The organism is Sphingomonas sp. 77B, from assembly GCF_056497825.1.
Genome location: NZ_JBWMBY010000001.1, coordinates 2076471 through 2095271, shown reverse-complemented (window position 1 = coordinate 2095271; position 18801 = coordinate 2076471). Strand labels below are relative to the sequence as shown.

The 18801-nt window shown below is 63.3% G+C and carries 12 protein-coding genes and 2 pseudogenes; 7 read left to right on the top strand and 7 right to left on the bottom strand.

Annotated features, from left to right (window positions below; all coding sequences use genetic code 11):
* Positions 1 to 31 precede the first annotated feature (31 nt).
* From AC1GI4_RS09815 to AC1GI4_RS09805, 3 genes are all read left to right on the top strand, one after another.
* Entirely contained in the window at positions 32 to 208 is a 177-nt protein-coding gene (locus AC1GI4_RS09815; protein ID WP_479629376.1) for a hypothetical protein, read from the top strand.
* A 240-nt stretch (positions 209 to 448) separates the two neighbouring features.
* Positions 449 to 3400, top strand: coding sequence for a glycoside hydrolase family 31 protein (locus AC1GI4_RS09810; protein ID WP_479629375.1), 2952 nt, complete (start codon positions 449 to 451; stop codon positions 3398 to 3400).
* 434 nt (positions 3401 to 3834) lie between these two features.
* On the top strand, positions 3835 to 6879 hold the full coding sequence (locus AC1GI4_RS09805) for a TonB-dependent receptor domain-containing protein (RefSeq protein WP_479629374.1): 3045 nt from the start codon (positions 3835 to 3837) through the stop codon (positions 6877 to 6879).
* 139 nt (positions 6880 to 7018) lie between these two features.
* Here the strand turns inward: AC1GI4_RS09805 and AC1GI4_RS09800 are convergent, their stop codons facing one another.
* The 7 genes and pseudogenes from AC1GI4_RS09800 to AC1GI4_RS09770 all read right to left on the bottom strand — a co-directional run.
* Positions 7019 to 8842 carry a M14 family metallopeptidase gene (locus tag AC1GI4_RS09800; RefSeq protein WP_479629373.1) on the bottom strand — a complete coding sequence of 608 codons (1824 nt, stop codon included), beginning with the start codon at positions 8840 to 8842 and terminating at the stop codon, positions 7019 to 7021.
* A 447-nt stretch (positions 8843 to 9289) separates the two neighbouring features.
* Positions 9290 to 10117 (bottom strand): IS5 family transposase, encoded by an 828-nt coding sequence (locus tag AC1GI4_RS09795; RefSeq protein WP_479628501.1) that lies wholly within the window; start codon positions 10115 to 10117, stop codon positions 9290 to 9292.
* Between the two features lie 526 nt (positions 10118 to 10643).
* Entirely contained in the window at positions 10644 to 11366 is a 723-nt protein-coding gene (locus AC1GI4_RS09790) for a phosphocholine cytidylyltransferase family protein (protein WP_479629372.1), read from the bottom strand.
* Positions 11363 to 12460, bottom strand: a complete 1098-nt coding sequence (locus AC1GI4_RS09785; RefSeq protein WP_058734656.1) for an inositol-3-phosphate synthase — start codon at positions 12458 to 12460, stop codon at positions 11363 to 11365. Before AC1GI4_RS09785 ends, AC1GI4_RS09790 begins: the two co-directional genes overlap by 4 nt.
* On the bottom strand, positions 12460 to 13311 hold the full coding sequence (locus AC1GI4_RS09780; RefSeq protein WP_058734657.1) for a CDP-alcohol phosphatidyltransferase family protein: 852 nt from the start codon (positions 13309 to 13311) through the stop codon (positions 12460 to 12462). Before AC1GI4_RS09780 ends, AC1GI4_RS09785 begins: the two co-directional genes overlap by 1 nt.
* Before the next feature lie 436 nt (positions 13312 to 13747).
* On the bottom strand, positions 13748 to 14380 hold the full coding sequence (locus AC1GI4_RS09775; protein ID WP_058734658.1) for a tyrosine-type recombinase/integrase: 633 nt from the start codon (positions 14378 to 14380) through the stop codon (positions 13748 to 13750).
* 102 nt (positions 14381 to 14482) lie between these two features.
* Positions 14483 to 15016, bottom strand: a pseudogene (locus tag AC1GI4_RS09770) (integrase core domain-containing protein); the annotation flags it as partial.
* Positions 15017 to 15137: 121 nt separating this feature from the next.
* Between AC1GI4_RS09770 and tnpA the strand changes: the two are divergent.
* From tnpA to AC1GI4_RS09750, 4 genes and pseudogenes are all read left to right on the top strand, one after another.
* Positions 15138 to 15512: an IS66-like element accessory protein TnpA gene (gene tnpA / locus AC1GI4_RS09765; RefSeq protein WP_479629371.1), complete on the top strand. Its 375-nt coding sequence runs from the start codon at positions 15138 to 15140 to the stop codon at positions 15510 to 15512.
* Positions 15509 to 15856, top strand: a complete 348-nt coding sequence (gene tnpB / locus AC1GI4_RS09760; protein WP_479628850.1) for an IS66 family insertion sequence element accessory protein TnpB — start codon at positions 15509 to 15511, stop codon at positions 15854 to 15856. The genes tnpA and tnpB overlap by 4 nt, the downstream gene beginning before the upstream one ends.
* Before the next feature lie 61 nt (positions 15857 to 15917).
* Entirely contained in the window at positions 15918 to 17471 is a 1554-nt protein-coding gene (tnpC, locus tag AC1GI4_RS09755; RefSeq protein WP_479629370.1) for an IS66 family transposase, read from the top strand.
* 221 nt (positions 17472 to 17692) lie between these two features.
* Positions 17693 to 18751 (top strand): annotated as a pseudogene (locus AC1GI4_RS09750) (recombinase family protein); the annotation flags it as partial.
* Positions 18752 to 18801: the final 50 nt, after the last annotated feature.

The window sequence follows — 18801 nt, the reverse complement described above, 5'->3', positions numbered from 1 at the left end:
CCGGGGCAGGCGCGGCGCGGTTGATAATGCCATGGTCGTGATCGGATGCCTGTTGCTGTTCATCCTGCCGCTGACCGGTCTGGTGATCGGTGGTTGGCTGGGCGGCCTGACGGTCGGCTTGTGGGCGGCGTTGGGCGGGTTGGTGATCGCTGTTGCGGCCTGTTCGCTTTCGATCGTCGCGTTGATGAAGGCCCGTCCTTCGCGCTGACGTCGGTGCGCTTTAGCCATACATATAGCGCCATGGGCCGTCAGCGGTAGAAGGATGACGGCCGCCCTTCTGAGGCTCTTCCAGGCTTGGGCCCATGAGCCGAATGTCGAATTTCCGTGCCAGACCAGCGGCAAAGGCGATGGACCGCGATCGGGATAAACTCTGACAATTGACGTTTGGTCCGGTGTCGCGCAGGGTGTCCGACACCGGCAACGAACGGAAAAACGGGGGAGAAGACTGGTGCGGCACGGGGCATATCGGACGGCACTGATAATCGGTGCAGCGCTGGCGGGACTGACGGTCGGTGGATCGGCGGGCGCTCAGGCCGTGACGGCGCAGTCGCAGACCATGCCGACCGCGCTGGATGCCTATGGCCACCCGCAGGCCGTTGCGCCCATCCCGGCGCAGGGCTTTGCCTATACCCGGTTGCGCAACGGCGTGCAGGTCCGGGTGGCGGGCGTGTCCAAGACGATCCTGTTCTACGGTCCCTCGACCGTGCGGGTGAACACCAATCGCGGCCGCAACTACTGGACGGCCAAAAGCATCGTCGTCGTTGCACCCCCGGCCGATGTCGCGTTCCGCGTGATCGACGGCGCGCAGGCGCTGGAGATGGCGAGTACGGCGCTCCGCGTCTCGGTGGACAAGGCGACCGGGGCGGTCAGCTTCTTCGACGGTGCCGGTCGCCCTTACACCAGCGAGGACAGCGCCGCGCCGCAGAGCGTCAAGCCGATCACCAGCGCCAAGGACCCCAGCTATGAGGTCGAGAACCGCTTTCGCCTGACGCCCGACGAGGCGATCTATGGTTTCGGCTTTACCGACGATGCGACGATCAACCGGCGCGGCGCGAATCTCGACCTGGTGCAGACCAATATCGGCATCATCATCCCGGTCATGGTGTCGAACCGGCGCTACGGCGTGATGTGGGACACTTATTCGCACATGCGCTTCGCCGACGATGCGAACGGCGCGCGGCTCTGGGCGGAGGATGCGCCGGGTGGGGTCGATTATTACTTCATGGGCGCCGACACGATGGACGGCGTGGTCCAGGCCTATCGCAAGCTGACTGGCGACGCGCCCATGTATCCCAAACAGGCCTTCGGCCTGTTCATGAGCAAGGAGCGCTACACCACCCAGGACCGGCTGCTCGAAGTGGCCGAAACGTTTCGTCGCGAACGCTTCCCGCTCGATTACATCGTCCAGGACTGGCAATATTGGGGCGGCAATGACGGCAGCTGGAGCGGGATGACGTGGGACAAGACCCGCTTTCCCGATCCGGTCGGCACGATCGCCAAGATCCACGACCTGCACATGAAGCTGATGGTGTCGATCTGGCCGTCGGTCGGCAACGACACCGCCCTGGGCAAGGAGCTGGACCAGCACGGCCTGCGCTTCCCGCCACTGCACTGGATTTCGAAACAGGCGCGTATCTATGACGCGTTCAGCCCGCTGGGGCGGCAAATCTATTTCAAGCACGTCAAATCCGGGCTGCTCGACAAGGGCGTCGACGCGCTGTGGATGGACGGGACCGAAGTCGAAGTCAGCAGCGCGATGCACGACGCCCAGGCGGCGGTCGACGATATCAAGTCGCTGGGGCGCAACGCGCTCGGCGATTTCTCGCGCTATCTGAACGCCTATACGCTGATGACGACGCTGGGCACCTATCAGGGGCAGCGGACGACCAGCGACAAGCGCGCGCTGACCCTGACCCGGTCGGCCTGGGCGGGCGCGCAGCGGACGGCGGCGACCTCCTGGTCGGGGGATACGCAGGCCAGCTGGGAAACGCTGCGCCACCAGGTCGCGGGCGGGGTGAACGTCACCGTCACCGGCAACCCCTATTGGACGCAGGATACCGGCGGCTTCTTCGTCAGCGGCTATAATGGCGGCGAGAAGAACCCGGCGTATCGCGAGCTGTTCGCACGCTGGTTCCAATATGCGGTCTTCAACCCGCTGATGCGCGTCCACGGCACCAACATCGAGCGCGAGCCCTATATCTTCAAGGCGCTGGACCCGCAGATGTACGGCTCGCTGCTGGAGGCGGTGACCCTGCGCTACCGGCTGTTGCCCTATATCTATGGGCTGGGATGGCAGGTGACATCGGACGGCTATACCATGATGCGGCCGCTGGCGATGGACTTCCCCGACGATGCGCGCGTCCACGGCGTGAACGACAGTTTCATGTTCGGTGGCTCGCTGCTGGTCCATCCGGTCACGCGCGCCATGTACCATGTCGAGCCGGAACCGGCCGCCACCGTGCCCGCATCCGCGCTGTTCACCACCGACGGCACGCCGGGGCTGGCGGGCCAGTATTTCGAGGGGCGCAATTACGAGACGCCCGCAGGACGCGTCCTCGATACGGTGATCGACAAACGCTGGCCGCAGCCGCCGCTCCAGCCGATGCCGCCGGGGCTGAAGAGCCTGAACGACTTCTCCGCGCGCTGGGAGGGGGTGCTGGTCGCACCCGAGGACGGCGAATATGAGCTGGGCCTGCAGGGCGATGACGGTGTTCGCCTGTTCGTCGACGGCAAGAAGGTGATCGAGGACTGGGAGACCGGGGCGTCGCGTTATCACGGTGCGAAGGTGACGCTGCGCAAGGGACAGCGTGTGCCGATCCGTATCGAATATTATCAGGGCGATGGCGACCGCGACCTTCGCTTCGCCTGGCGGACCCCCGAGGAACTGCGCCGCGTCACCGCCAAGGCGGGCGAGGCGCCGAAGCTGGCGGTGCAGACCTATCTCCCTGCGGGCAGCGACTGGTATGATTTCTGGACGAACCAGCGTCTGGCGGGCGGCACCGAGGCGTCGCGCGACGTACCGCTCGACATCATGCCGCTCTATGTCCGGGCGGGCGCGATCCTGCCGCTGGGGCCGCGACAGCAATATGCGACCGAAAAGCCCGACGCGCCGTACGAAATCCGCGTCTATCCCGGCGCGAACGGACGGTTCACGGTCTATGAGGACGACAACGAGACCTATGCCTATGAAAAGGGCGCGCGCGCGACCTATGACCTGACATGGGACGACGCTCGCCGCACCCTGACCATCGGCGCGCGGCAGGGGCGCTTCCCCGGCATGGTGCCGGTGCGACAGCTCGACATCGTCGTGGTGAAACCCGGCACGTCCGGCGGCATCGCCGATCTGCCCGCCAGCCGAACGGTGCGCTATACCGGCAAGCCGCTCCGCCTCGCCTTTTGAGGAGAGGCTGGGGCGGGCGCCTCGGCCTGCCGCAACCATGATCGTGTTTCGCTGACATGGCTGTCATCGATGGCCCAGTGATGTCGTCCGGTGGTGCCTGAAGGAGCGAATGCAAGGCGAGGGATCGGCGCGACCAAGGGCGTGATGGGTGAGTTCGCAATGGCCCAAAGGGCGCTCCTGCTTTTGCTATCCCACTGATAAATAATTGCTATTATCAGTCCTATAAGCGTCGGCCATCCGTCGCACGTCCTCTGCATCGAAACACGAAGAGGCGGATGTGTCACAATGTTGCAACACGAACCGTCCGATATGCAACGTGAAGTGATAGTAATTGGAGTTCGCAGGGGCGAGTATCGATCCTGAACGTCTGTTCATCGCTGAAAGGCCACCAGATGTTCGTCGGTACTCGTAAAATCCTCGGGGCTAGCTCGGTGATGGCCATGGCGTTTGCCATGGCTCCGGCGGCGCATGCCCAGCAAAGCCCCGCCGCCACCGCCACCTCGGACGACGCGGCGACGGCCACGCCGCAAGCCGAAACCGCCCGACCCCAGGCCGCGCCGCAGGGGGATATCGTCGTCACCGGCACCCGCACCGGCGGCAAGGTCGCGGACCAGCCCGTGGTCGCGATCACCGGCGACAGCATCACCAACCAGGGCTTCACCCAGATCGGCCAGGCGCTGACCAACCAGCCCCAGTTCGGCGTGCCCGCGAACAGCACGATCGGTGCCCAGGGCAGCTATGGTGCGGGGCAGTCGTTCAGCAACCTGTACAATCTGGGCGCGCAGCGCACCCTGACCCTGGTGAACGGCTCGCGCTTCGTGTCCGCCGCCGCCTCCAGCGTGTTCGGCGCCTCGGTCGGCACGCCGGTCGATCTCGGCCAGATCGCCCCCGCGCTGGTCGATCGCATCGATGTCGTGTCGGTCGGCGGTGCGCCGATCTATGGTTCGGACGCGATCGCGGGCACCGTCAACATCATCCTCAAGAAGAATTTCGAAGGCCTCGACGTCACCGGCAGCAACGGCATCTCCGAAAAGGGCGACGGGGCGGACAGCAACGTCTCGCTGCTGGTCGGCAAGAATTTCGGCGACGGACGCGGCAATATCACGTTCAACGCCTATTACGACCATCAGGACGGGATGACCCGGGCAGCCCGGTTCGTCACCGGCTCGGATGCCCCCTTCCTGGGCAAGTCGACCAGCGCGACCGGGCCGCAGAACATCGCCTATTTCGGCGGCGACCGCTTCTCGGTGGTCAGCACGACCGGCATCCCGACCGCCATCGACAATATCCCGTTCAACGGCCTGTCCGGCGGTGGTGCGAAGGATCCGCTCTTCGGCTCGCCTTTCCAGACGATCACCAATGCGGCGGGCCAGGCGCTGTTCTTCAACAGCGCGGGCCAGCTCGTGCCCTTCCGCCACGGCACGGTCGTTGGCAGCTTCACCGACGAGGCGGGCGGGGACGGTTTCCGTGTCGGCGACTATGCCAATTTGCTGACCGACAGCAAGCGCATCCAGGGCGTGATGCTGGGCCATTATGACTTCAGCGACCATATCCGCTTCCATGCCGAGGCCTGGGCCAGCCGCAACATCGCGACCAACACGGCCAATCAGACGCTGTACAATACGGCGCTGTTCTCGGGCCCCGGTGGTGCCGGTCTGCCCTATGCCAATTATGCCGTGTCCTCGACCAATCCCTATCTGAGCGCGGCGGATCAGGCGACGATCCAAGCCTCGCTGGCGGCGGCGGGCCAGCCCACCAACCAATTCTACCTCGCCCGGGCGAATACCGATCTCTATGCGGGCGCCTTCTCGACCCGCTCGTCGCTGGCACGCGGCGTCGCCGGTCTCGACGGCGACTTCAAGATCGGCACGCACAATTTCACCTGGGAAGGCACCGTCACCTATGGCCAGGTGAACAGCACGTCCAACCAGGTCGGGCTTGTCTGGCAGAATATCGAGAATGCGCTCAACGCCGTCGTCGGCGCCAATGGCCAGATCACCTGCGCGCCGGGTTACAAGAATGCCGCGATCGCGACGCTCAGCAGCACTTGCGCGCCGCTCAATATCTTTGGCACCGGCAATGTCAGCCAGGCGGCGCTGAACTATATCAACGCCCCCGCCATCTCGCGTCAGGTCAACAAGCAGTTCGACGCGATCGTCGACATCAAGGGCTCGCTGGCCCATCTGCCCGCAGGCGATCTGAACGCCGTGATCGGCGGGGAAATCCGTCGCGAGAGCCAGGCCTTCGATCCGGGCGCGTTCTTTGCGGGCACCTATAGCCAATATGCGGCGATCGCGCCGGTCAGCGGGTCCTATTACACGCACGAGGCCTTTACCGAGGTCACGGTTCCCCTCCTGTCGCCGGACATGCAGATTCCGCTGCTGCGCGAACTGACCCTGCACGGCGCCGCGCGCTATACGGACAACTCGCTGAACGGCGGCTTCTGGTCCTACACCGGCGGCGGCAACTGGTCGCCGCTCAAGGGGCTGACCCTGCGCGGCAACTATACCCGCTCGTTCCGTGCGCCCTCGGTGACCGAGGCCTTTGCGCCGGTCGCAACGACGTTTGAATATGGCAATGATCCGTGTGATTCCCAGTTCATCAACGGCGGCAGCAACCCGGCAACCCGCGCGAAGAACTGCACGGCGGCGGGCGTGCCTGCGGGCTTCACCTCCTCGATCGTCAATGCCACGGTGCAGGGGCTCGGCGGCGGCAACCCCAAGCTGAACAATGAAATCGCCAACAGCTGGACGGTGGGCGGCCAGTATGAAGCGCCGTTCCTGCCGGGCTTCGTCATCAATGCCGACTATATCCATATCGATATCAAGAACGAGATCGTACAGCCCGGCGTCCAGAGCATCATGCAGGCCTGCTACGACTCGCCCAGCTATCCGAATTCGCCCTTCTGCTCCTCGATCACCCGTGATCCGAACAGCCATCAGATCACGAACTTCTCCGACACCTTCCTGAACATCGCCTCGCAAAATTATCGCGCGGCGCAGGTGTCGGCCCGGTACAGCCTGAAGCTGGAAAATCTGGGCCTTCCCGAGGGGGCCGGTGTGCTGAACCTCAGCTCCAACTATCTGCACGAGTTCAAGAACCAGTCGGTGGTGGGCACGGGCAGCGTGCAATATTCGCTGGGCAGCATCGGCGAGCCGAAGGACGCCGTCACCTCGATGATCGACTGGCAGGCCAACCGTTTCGACTGGTCCTGGACGGTCATCTATAATGGCCCGACCAAGGTCAATCCGAACAATCCGGCAAGCAACTACCAATATTACAATGTCTCGTCCTATTGGATGGCGAACACCTCGTTCGGTGTCATGGTCAACGATCATTTCCGGCTGCGGGCGATCGTCAACAATCCGTTCAACCTGGGCGTGACCTATGCCGGTCCCGTGCCGCAGTTCAGCGCGAACAAGAATTGGGATGCCGTGTTCGGGCGCGCCTACCGGATCAGCGCGGAGGTCAAGTTCTAAGGCCGATGGCCGAGCCGTCGTTCCTGCATTGAGCGACAGCGCCATGGATGATCGTCCCTGCTCGGGCGGTCATCCATCGCCATGCCTTTCGCGACCGCCCCTTCGACAAGGGGCGATCGACCACGCCGTCGGCTGAACGTCAGTCCAGCTCGCGCGTGATCGGGTAGCGCAGCACGAAGGGATGGCCCGGTCCTGCCTGCGCGTAGAGCCAGGCCAGCCGGGCATCGGGATCGGCCGCGAAGGACGGTTCGTCGCGCAACTTGGCGTCGAACGCGGCCTTCACCGTCGGATCGGTTGCCAGCACATGCTCACCGAGCCGGGCGACGACGAAGGAATCGGTGTCCGGCGCGGACGCGAGCATTTCCGGGAAGAACCCCCAGGCCAGGAACGAATCCTGGCTTTCCGGCTCCAGCAGGGCCGCCGCCAACAGGCCGAGCGGCTGGTCGGCGGGCACCCTTACGCTGCCCGCAGGCATCACCTGCTCGGCACGGTGGTGCGTAAAGGCGGCGGTGATCGGATACCGGCCTTCCTTCGGCTCCGTCACCTTGGGATCGACCAACCGGACCTGGTCGACGCCGAGGGTGCGCGGAGCCGTGATCGTCTCGAACGCAATTCCGTGCAGGCGCAGGCGGTCGATCACCTCGGTCTGCTCGCGCGGCACCCACCAGGCCTTGGGCAGGCGAACCGTCTCGGTCGGGATCTGGCCGATGATCGGCATGCGGAAGGTGATCGGTTTGCCCAGCCACCGCTGCTCCTGTCGGCCCGAGGCAGGCGACAGATAGGTGTCGAACGCTATGCCCTTGAAGCCCTCGATCCAGCCGATCGGTGTCGGCGAAGGCTTCCAGCGGGTCAGCAACTCGGCGGGGCGGCTGGCGCGATCCTGCGTCTTGGCGGCGGCGATGCGGGCGGCGTCGGTGCCTGCGATCTTCAGTGCCGCCTCGAGCAGGACATAGGTGCCGAGGACACGGCGCCGATACGGCTTCAGCATGTGGTTCTCGACCAGGACGGTCGGCATGCCGATGAAATCGCCGTATCCGGTCGAATAGCGTGGCCCCTCGGGGCTGTAGCGGATGCCCTTGTCGGGCTGTCGCACGTCGATCGGGCTGGGATAGATGGTCGGGACATGCCCCGCCGCCGTCAGCGCCTGCGACACCGCCGGGCCGAAGCGGTTTTGCAGCCACCCGGCGGTCGCGCGGTGCCGTGCATAGGTGCCCCAACCGGCATAGGTGTAGGTCACGTCATACTGCATGTCGAAGCCTTCGCTGACATGGCAGTCGATATAGAGGATGGGGTCGAGCGACCGGATCAGCCCGATCATCGCCCGGGATTCGGGCGCGTCGAGCTTGGCATAGTCGCGGTTCAGATCGATGTTACGCGCATTCGAATCCCGCCCCTTTTCGACGGGGCCGCGAATATGCGGGTAGTTGTACGGGCTCATCTGCTCGTGGCCATCGATGTTGTAGATCGGCACGAACACCAGATCGACCTTGTCCAGCAGGTCGTCCTTGCCGTGCAGCGCAATGTCGCGCAGCAGCATCAGCCCGGCATCCTTGCCGTCGATCTCGCCCGAATGGATCCCGCCCTGGATCAGCACCACGGGCTTGCCCGTACCGCCCTTGCTGGCACGGACGTAGATCATCTCGCGGCCCTCGGTCGTGCGGCCGAAACCCTTCACCGTGATAAGCGGCGATGCGGCGTCGAGCCGGTCCAGCCAGGCGCGAACCTCGGCATAGCGCGGCGTGGTGCGGAATCCCGATGCTTCGGCGGGGGTGATCCACGGATCGTTCGATCCGACGATCAGGCGCTCGCTCGCCCCCGTCCACGGTATCGTGGGGGGCAGGATCTCGCTCGCAAGCGATCGCGGCGCGCCGTCCGCGGCGACGGCGGGCGCAGCGGCTGCCACGGTCAGCGCCGTTATGGCCCTGACGAGCGAGACGGAAACGGGAAGGGCGGCTTGGTGCACGATCAATATCCATCATGATGGCGATTCTTCAGGACGCCTGCTGCGCCATTGGTGGAATAGAGACAATATAACATTCCTCCTATGTCCGAAGAAATGTCAGCCTGAAGGTCCGGGCGGGAGCAGTCGAAAGGCGCTGCCTCGGCTTGGCCGCAGGAAGAATTGCGCTACGTCCGGTCGGGGCAAAAGGATGACGACCAGGGTCTGGGCCCACGCAGGTTCGGGGACGACGCGCGTCGCGTACGGCAATGGTGAGGCTGCCCGTTTGCAGCGACCGACAGATTTCGAGCCGGTCAGGAGCGGTCGAGCGTCAACCGCAATGGTGTGGCGTTGGTAGAATTTGCGCCCGCGTCGGGCCACGCCCTTGGGAAATTACCGTGGCGGCTTACCGTAGCAGACGGCGCTGTCGCAACGGACGGCTCTCCGGCACGTTTTGCCTAAGAGCCCGACTCATAATTCGAGTTTAGCGATACGGCGTGTCATCCGCCTGATGGAGGCGATGACAAGCCATGCTTCTGCGGAGGCGACGGATGCCTCCCAGTCTTTGGCGAGACGGCGGCATCGGTTGAGCCAGGCGATGGTGCGTTCGACGACCCAGCGCCGGGGCAGGACGACGAAGCGGTGGGCGTCGGAACGCCGGACGATCTCGATGACGAGGCGGTCGATATGCGCGATGGCATCGGCCAGTTTCTGCCCGGCATAGCCGCCATCGGCGAAGAAACGGTCAAGCGCGGGATAGGCGTCGCGACAGCGCTCGATGAGGTTCGGTGCGCCGTCACGGTCCTGGATATCGGCGGCCAGAACCAGTCCGTCGAGCAGGTTGCCGGTCGTGTCGGTCGCGATGTGGCGCTTGCGCCCCTTGACCTTCTTGCCGGCGTCATAGCCGCGCGGCCCACCCGCTTCAGTGGTTTTCACCGACTGGCTGTCGATGATGCCTGCGGTCGGTTCGGCCTCGCGCCCCTCCGCGACCCGCACTCCGGCTACCAGCACCGCGTTGATCGCATCGAGTAGGCCGCTGTCGCGCATTCGGTAGAAATGGTACTGTACAGTCGTGAAGGGCGGAAAGTCGCGGGGCAGTTGCGCCCACTGGCATCCCGTCGCGGCAAGGTACTGGATCGCGTTCCACAGATCCCGTGCCCGGTGCAGGCGTGGGCGGCCCACCTTCGTCGTTCGAGCCAGCAGCGGCGCGATGATCGCCCATTCCTCGTCGGTACAGTCGCTTGTGTAACGCAGCCTTCTTCTGTCATGCTCGCGACGAGCGGTTTCGGTCCAGCCCATGTGGCCTCCAAGGTCTTCGCAAACCCCGGTGAATCACAACTGACCGAAATCGCTCAACCTAATTATCGGTCGGGCTCTAAGCGTTGCGTTATGCCCCTAACTAATTATTAAGCGGAAGCATCGGAACGGCGTCTTTGCCCCAGATTTTTCGGTTTTTGTACCTGGAGTGGCTGAGCCTGCAAACCTGGTTCAGAACCTGAATGAATGGCGGAGTTTGGGGAGCAGGTGGGGCAGCCTGAACGGCCGCAATTGGGTCATGGTTTCGGTATTTCAGTCACGGCAGCTTACAACCAGATGATGTCGCTCACATATGCCGGGCCGAACGTCTGAATATGATGGAAGCTGCCAAACTGAACGCCCCCTGACCCCTGCATTGTAAGAACCCCAAACTTTGCGAATAGATAGACAATCCCAGCTTCGATGATTGGGGCAGACTATCCGAATGTCCTGCGCTCATACTTCAATATTATTTCGTTATAGACATAATGTGGAGGGCGTCTTGGCGGGACTGCTATTCGTAATTATTTTAAGCGTCGCCTGTGCTGCGACGACTTGTGGTAAGCCACGTTTCTGCAATGTGCCATGCCCGCTCATCGTCAACATCGATCCATCCAAGATCGCTGCAATCGCGGATGCCAGCAGTACGGTCGGATGTCAGGCGCCGCATTCCTTCGGTCAGAGAGGGCTTTTCCAATCCCCGGAGTGCGTCAAACAGGCCCTTGCCAACAGCGAAGACACCCGTATCGAAGCAATCATATACCGCGAGGCCCTTGCCTATGCTGATTAAGCGGTCGCCATCCGTCTGAGCACACGTCACATCGTCAAGATCGATCCAATCGTGACCGATCCGACGGTCGATCCCGAGCGATGCGCCGCCACCCGTATCGGCATGAGCCATTCGCCGATAAAATTCCGGTTCGACGAGATGGTCGCACATCGCGAGGATCGCCTCCTCACCGTACAGCAATGGTTCCGCTGCGAGCAACGAAGAGCCGTTGGGATAGCGATGATCTTCTACCCGGACGGTTTCGACTGTGATCGGCCAGTCTTCGGCCGCGACATAGGCTTCGATCGTCTCCGCCTCATAGCCGACGACCACGACTGTTCGCGCCAGCCCCGCCTGCGCCATGCCGGACACGGCATGGGCAAGCAGCGTCCGCCCGGCCACGCAGCAGAGCGGCTTGAGCGGGGCGACAGCGCGAAGGCGTGAGCCTTCGCCTGCCGCGAGAACGATACCGGTTTCGATCATTCGGCCGCTACGGCAATGAACTCGTCGACCGCCTGCGCCGCAAGGTCATCGGTCATCTGAATACGCGGATGCTTGCAGAAATACGCCGACGCCGCGTCGATCGGCCCGGCCAGGCCGCGATCCTTTGCCAGCTTGGCGCACCGGATCATATCGATGGCGACGCCCGCACTGTTCGGGCTGTCCTCGACGGACAGGCGCAACTCCAGGTTCATCGGTACACCGCCGAACATCGTCCCTTCCATCCGCAGGAAGCAGATCTTGTTGTCATTTTGCCAAGGTACATAGTCGGACGGGCCGATATGAACATTGTCGTCGTGCAGCCGCTCCGCAGCAACCGACTGCACCGCCTCGGTCTTTGAGATTTTCTTCGAGGCAAGGCGGCGATGATTGGACATGTTGAGGAAGTCGGTGTTGCCGCCGGTATTAAGCTGGTAGGTCCGCTCCAGCTTGACGCCCCGCTTGGCGAATAGATCGGTGAGCACGCGGTGAACGATGGTGGCGCCGAGCTGCGCCTTAATGTCGTCGCCGATGATCGGGACACCAGCCTTGGTGAAGCGATCCGCCCATATGGGGTCACTGGCGATGAATACGGGAATGTTGTTCACGAACGCCACACCCGCCTCGAGCGCGCATTCGGCGTAGAACTCACTGGCGGCCTGCGAACCCACCGGCAGATAGTTCATCAGCACATCGGTCTTGGTCTCGCGCAGGGCGGCTACCACCTCCGCCTTGGAGGCCTCCTTCTCACCCGCGAGCAGGAATGTCCGATGGTCGTCATATTCCGACATATGTTCGGCGACGCCGTCAAGAACATGCCCCATCTGCACCTTGGTCCCCGTGAGAGGCACGGTTTCGCAAAAGACGGTGGTGCAGTTGGGCTTGGCGAAAATTGCTTCCGCTACGTCCTTGCCGACTTTTCGCTGGTCAATATCCCAAGCAGCTACGACATGGATATCGGTCGGCTTATACCCGCCCAAGTCCCAATGCATGAGCCCGACCGTATCATTTGCGCCCTCGCGATAATAGGAAAGCCCCTGCACGAGAGAGCTGGCACAGTTGCCCACCCCTACGATGGCAATGTTGATGGCCGGCATTACTTCTTGATTCCTTCTCTATATGGAAAATGATTTTCCGGCACTGTGAAACGATTTTCGACGGTGCGATGCTGGAAAAGTCCAACGATGAGGATGATGTTCAGCGGGATGAGCTCAAACCACCAAAAGAGGCGTGGATTGCTGAAAAGGCAGGCAAGGAAAATGGCATAGACCCGGACATTGGCGGACAGCAGGCTCATCAGCCGCATCGGCCTGACGGCCAGGGTGGCATATCTTGCCGCAAGCTCAGCGGGCGATTGGTGCCGCGCCAGCGCGTGGTCGAACCGCGCGGCAACCCGGTCCAATAATCCCCAGCAATGATCATAAAGCTGGACAAGCGGATTGCGGCTGGGTGCAGGGCTGGCGATCGTCGCCACCGCATTCCGGCGCCGGTGAAAGCGGGCTCGCTCGCTCTCGTACATATTGGATTGGACCATATGTGCGATGCCTGCGGCGACCGCCAAGGCCCAGGCTTCCAACGTGCCGATGGAGACGGCCAGCGAAACATAGATGAGGACGAAAACGCCATGGTCGCACAACCCGTCCAGCGCGCGTCCCAGCGGACTGGCTGTGCCCGTGGCCCGCGCAATCATCCCGTCCATCCCGTCGGCGACAAGCCAGCAGACGGACAGGAGCAGGCCGACAACGGCAAAAGGCCACATCTCCCACCGGCTGTAGGCCAGCGCGGCCGATGTGCCTAAAGCCAGCCCGGCCAGGGAAACGGCATTGGCCGAGATCCCGCGCGCGATGAACCAGGGCACGAGAAAGCGTGCCGCTGGATGAATAATCCAGAGATTTGTCGGATCTTCTATCCGTCGGTCCCGTGAGGTATCGGGGATGGTAAATGTCATTAAACCGTAATGTATGAGCCTAGCTGTCTGACTTGCAAGTGATTTGCAACGAGCCTGTCACGCGTCGATCAGGCTGGTCGCTGAGGCAGGCTAGAGTTGGCGGTCAGCTCTGCGGTACCACGGCGGCTTGATGGATGGCGCCGTCATGCCGTTCTTAAGGCAGTTTGCCGGGATTGATCGGTCGTGGTTCGACGACTTGTCAATACCACGGCTGGAGCTCCGGCTCGCCAATCATCCCGCGTCGAATCTCTTTCACAGGACCACGCACAACGTCTCCCCCCTGGCCTCTGCAGGGGACCGCGATCGTCATCGAAGGTCTGACGGATGCAGATCGGTTAGGTGGCGCTAGCTGAGTAAGCAGCGGCCAGGCTGCAATTAACGAGCGTCCGCTTTCGAGAGGGGGCCGCCCGCCGTTGAATGGCCGACATTGGGTCGCTCAGACCTCAGTGCGTTCCGCCAGCTCCAAAGCATCCTCAACGTCAACGCCCAAGTAGCGCACTGTGCTGTCGATCTTGGCATGGCCGAGCAGAATCTGAACGGCGCGAAGGTTGCCGGTCGCCTTGTAAATGATCGACGCTTTCGTGCGCCTAAGCGAGTGTGTACCATAATCCTGAGCCGGAAGGCCGATGCCGACCACCCACTCGTGCACGAGGCGGGCATATTGCCGGGTGCTCATGTGGGCCATATAGTCGTTTCGGCTCGGAAATACGAAGTCGTTCAGTGTCCCTCCACGACGCTCCAGCCATGCCCGCATTGTCTTGCGTGCCGTGTCCATCAGTTCGAACTGGACTGGCCGTCTGGTCTTCTGCTGAACCACGACGGCGCGGTGACGGACGCGCCCGCCAGAAACTATATCTCCGATCCGCACCTTGACCACGTCGCAGCCGCGCAGCTTGCTATCGATGGCGAAGTCGAACAGCGCTCGATCACGCAGTCGTCTATGCTGGTCGAGCCAGAAGCGAATAGCCCAGACCTGTTGCTGCTTCAGAGCGCGCTTTGCACCGATCAGCCGGCCCTCGTTCCAGGGCCGGAGTTCGTGAAAGGCAGGGTCCATCGACGAATGACCCATCGATCATCTCCATCGGGCCAAATTGCCAGTCGAGCTTACGCAGACGCAGTAAACCGATCGTTCGGAAACGTGGTTGATTGGCCGTGACGTGACCCCCGCCTTTCATCCAGCGGCAACCAGAGACTGACCGTGGTTTTCGCGCATGAGCGCAAGTGAAGCAACGGGCGGGGTTAACCCCGCCCGTTGCTGTTCGAGCCCGGCAGCGAACGCAGCCGGGGTATCGTAGCCGAGCGACGAGTGCGGCCGCTCGGTGTTGTAGTCGTCGACCCAGCGCGCCAGGATCGAGCGGGCCTGACCGATGGTGAAGAACAGCGTCTCGTTGAGCAGCTCGTCGCGCATGCGACCGTTGAAACTCTCGACAAAGCCATTCTGCGTCGGCTTGCCCGGCGCGATGTAATGCCACTCGATGCCGGTATCGCCGGACCAGACGAGCACCGCGTTCGACGTCAGTTCAGTCCCATTGTCGCTGACGATCATCTTCGGCCTGCCGCGCTCGGCGATCAGATCGGCCAGTTCGCGCACGACCCGCCGGCCCGAGATTGACGTGTCCACTACCGCCCGGAGGCATTCGCGCGTGACGTCGTCGACGATGTTGAGCACGCGGAACCGTCGACCGGTAACGAGCTGGTCGTGCAGTAAGCGTGGTCAGCAGGCCACCTTGCGGTAACGCCGGTAGCCGGGATGCTTGTCGCCTTTGACGAGGGCGCGGGCGGTGCGGGAAGTTATCGGTTCTACGACTGGTCATACGAGCACTCGTATGACTGGTCGGATGGAGGTGGTCGGCCGTGTGTCGGGTCGACGGCGATGGTCGGACGCGGAGAAGCTGGAGATCCTGGCGGAGGCGTTCCGGCCGGGGGTGCGGGTTTGCGACGTCATCGCCCGTCGCGAGGTGTCGAGCAGCCTGGTCTACACGTGGCGCAAGCAATTGCGTGAAGGCAAGCTGGCGGGCGTCGTGGCTTCGTTGCCGGTATTTGCCGAGGTACAGGTTGTCGCCCCGGTCGCGTCGACACCGCAGCCGGCACCATGTCCACCGGGGTTCATCCATATCGAGCTGCCGGGCGGCGTGCGGGTGAGCGTGGATGCCGCGGTGGATGCAGGCGCGCTGACACGGGTGCTGTCGGTGCTGCGATGAGCCCGACGCCGCTACCGACGCGGGTGTTTCTGGCATGCGGGGTGACCGACATGCGCAAGGGGTTCGATGGCCTGGCGGTGCTGGTGCAGGAGGTGCTGGCGCAGAACCCGCATTCAGGTGCCTTGTTCGCGTTCCGGGGCAAGCGCGGGCATCTGGTCAAGCTGCTGTGGTTCGACGGCCAGGGGCTTTGCCTGTTTTCCAAGCGGCTCGACCGTGGCCGTTTCGTCTGGCCAGTGACCGCGACCGGCACGGTGACGCTGACGCCCGCGCAATTGTCGATGCTGCTGGAGGGCATCGACTGGCGTCGGCCCGAGCGGACGTTTACGCCGACGCTGGCGGGGTGAGAACGGCGGTTTTACGCCGCTTTTGCTCGCTCGCCGACCTGCAATCTGCTATGTAAACAGGGTGTCGGAAGCACCCGTTTCCCCTGCTGATGCGACCGCGCGGATTGCCGCGCTGGAGGCATCGCTCGCCCGGGCCAATGCTGCGCTCGCGGCCCGCGACCTGCTCATTGATACGCTGCGCGGACAGATCGCCCGGCTGCGGCGGATGCAGTTCGGCGCCTCCTCCGAAAAGCTAGGCCGCGAGATCGAGCAACTCGAACTGGCGCTGGAAGAACCCGAGACCGAGCGAGATGCGCCTGGGCCTGAGATGGTTGACCCTGGCGTGGTGGCGCGTCCCGTGCCCGTCCGCAGTCTACCCGGACATCTGCCGCGCGAGGAGGTCGTCCATGAGCCGGCGTCGGGTGCCTGCACCTGTCCGGACTGCGGTGGTGCGTTACGTCCGCTCGGCTCGGATGCGCACGAGATGCTCGACATAGTGCCGGTGCGCTGGCGGGGCGTGCGCAACGTCCGCCCCAAATACAGCTGCCGGTCCTGCGAGAAGATCGTCCAGGCACCCGCGCCGGTAAGCGCCATCGCGCGAGGCAAGGCGACCTTCGCGACACTGGCCCATATCGTCGTCTCCAAGTTCGACCACCATTTGCCGCTATACCGCCAAGCCGAGATGATGGCGGCGCAAGGGCTCGACATCGACCGCTCGACATTGGCGGGCTGGACCGGACAGGCCGCAGCACTTCTCGACCCCATCGTCAGCCGCATTCGGGACGAAGTCCTTAAGGCCGACAAGATCCATGCCGACGACACGCCCGTGCCGGTGCTCGACCCCGGCCGGGGCAAGACCGCGACCGGACGGCTGTGGGTGTATGCGGCCGACGACCAGGCGTCCGGCAGCACGGCACCGCGTGCGACCTGGTATCGCTTCACGCCAGACCGAACCGCCGCGCACCCGCTGGCGCATCTCGCCAGCTTCCGCGGCTTCCTCCAGGCCGATGCCTATGCCGGCTATGACGGGCTGTATCGCAGCGGCGCCACCGAGGTCGCGTGCTGGGCGCATTTCCGGCGCAAGGTCTTCGACCTGCATGAGCGGTCATCCACGCCGCTGACCACCGACATCCTCGAGCGGATCGGCACGCTTTACGCTGTCGAGGCCGAGGTCCGTGGCCAACCACCCGACGTGCGATATCGAGCCCGACAGGAGAAAAGTCGACCGCTGGTCGACGCCTTGCGCGAGGTGCTCGACGCCAGCTTGCGCCGCCTGTCACCGAAGTCCGACATGGCAAGGGCCATCGCCTATGGCACGAAGCGCTGGCCAGCGCTGTCGCGCTTCCTCGACGATGGCCGCTTGGAGATCGACAACAATATCGCGGAGCGTGCGCTGCGCGGTGTCGCGGTCGGACGCCGCAACTGGCTGTTCGCCGGTTCGCGCGCAGGCGGCGAGCGGGCCGCGGCCATCTACACCGTCATCCAGACCTGCAAGGCCAACGGCGTCGATCCGCAGACCTATATCGCCGACGTCATCGCCAAAGTCGCGGCAGACTGGCCTGCCAGCCGATGGGATGAACTCATGCCCTGGAACTGGATGCCCCCCGCACATCAGCCGACCGCACAAGCTGCATAATCCGCGGCCTCCACGTCACGCTTACATCGCTAGCGGATGTCAGGCGAAAGCGATCACGAACAACAGGAGGTAGAAAACGTCGAAGCGCAGCTTCGACGCTGCCTCGACGTGCCGCCATCGCTTGGCCAACCCGCCGTCACCCGGCGGGAATGCATGCTCGTGCTCGACGCACTCGCCAGTGAGTTCGATTCACTGTTCGAACACAAATAGGGACAGGAAAAATGGCAAAAGCCGCCCGCAGCCGGACCAGGGCTTTCGCGTATATGCGCCTGTCAGTCGACAAGGAGGGCGGTACGCCTCAGAGTATCGACGCCCAGCGCAGCGCTATTCAGGCCTACGCGGCCAAGCATGACATCATGATCGTCGAGGAGTTTGCCGACGCTGGCCGTAGCGGCCAGACCGACAAGCGCCCTGAATTTCAACGGCTGGTGCAAAAGGCCACCGCGCCCGATCATCCTGTAGATTTGGTCTTGATGTTCATATTCAGCCGTATGGCCAGAAACATGCGGTTGTTCTTCGATGTAGTGGGAAGGCTGGAGGACGCAGGTGTCGAGGTCCGGTCGATCACGCAGGATTTCGGCCGGGGCCGCGGTCAGCGGATCGCCCGGACGATAACGGCGATGATGGACGAGGAGCAGGCGCGCGATTCGGCGATCCTCACGCGGAAGAGCCGCAGGGAGAATGCGCGGCAAGGCTTCTACAATGGCGGCCCGGTGCCGTTTGGCTACCAAACCTATGTCGCTCGGCAGGACGGCGAGAAGGAACGGCGAAAGCTGGCGATCGTCGAAGCCGAAGCGGCGATCGTACGCCAGATCTTCGACTGGGCCGATGTCGGGCGCTGGATCGTAAAGCAGTTAAACGAAGCGGGGCGGACCCTCCGAGGTGCGAGGTTCGCCAACAGCAATGTTGCCGGCATTCTGGCTCGCGAGGTCTATACCGGCGTCTATCACGATCGTACTGCCGACGACGATGGGATCACCCCGGACGTGGAAGATGCTATCGCGGTCACCTGTCCCCCGATCATCGCTCGGGATCAGTTCGATCGCGTGGCCGCCATGCGGGCAACGCGCAATCCTAGGCGAATGGCACCGCATGTCGCCGCCGGCACCACGCTACTCACCGGAGTCGCCCGCTGCGGTATGCCCGGCTGTTCAAGCGGCATGACTATCCGCACCGGAAAAGGTGGTCGCTATACCTACTACGTCTGCAATGACCGAGTGAACCGTGGCGGCACCTGTGCCTGTCCGAGTATCCGGCGCGAGAAGCTGGATAGCCTGGTTCTGAATGCGATCGAGGCAAGGTTGCTGGCGCGAGATCGGTTGCGCACATT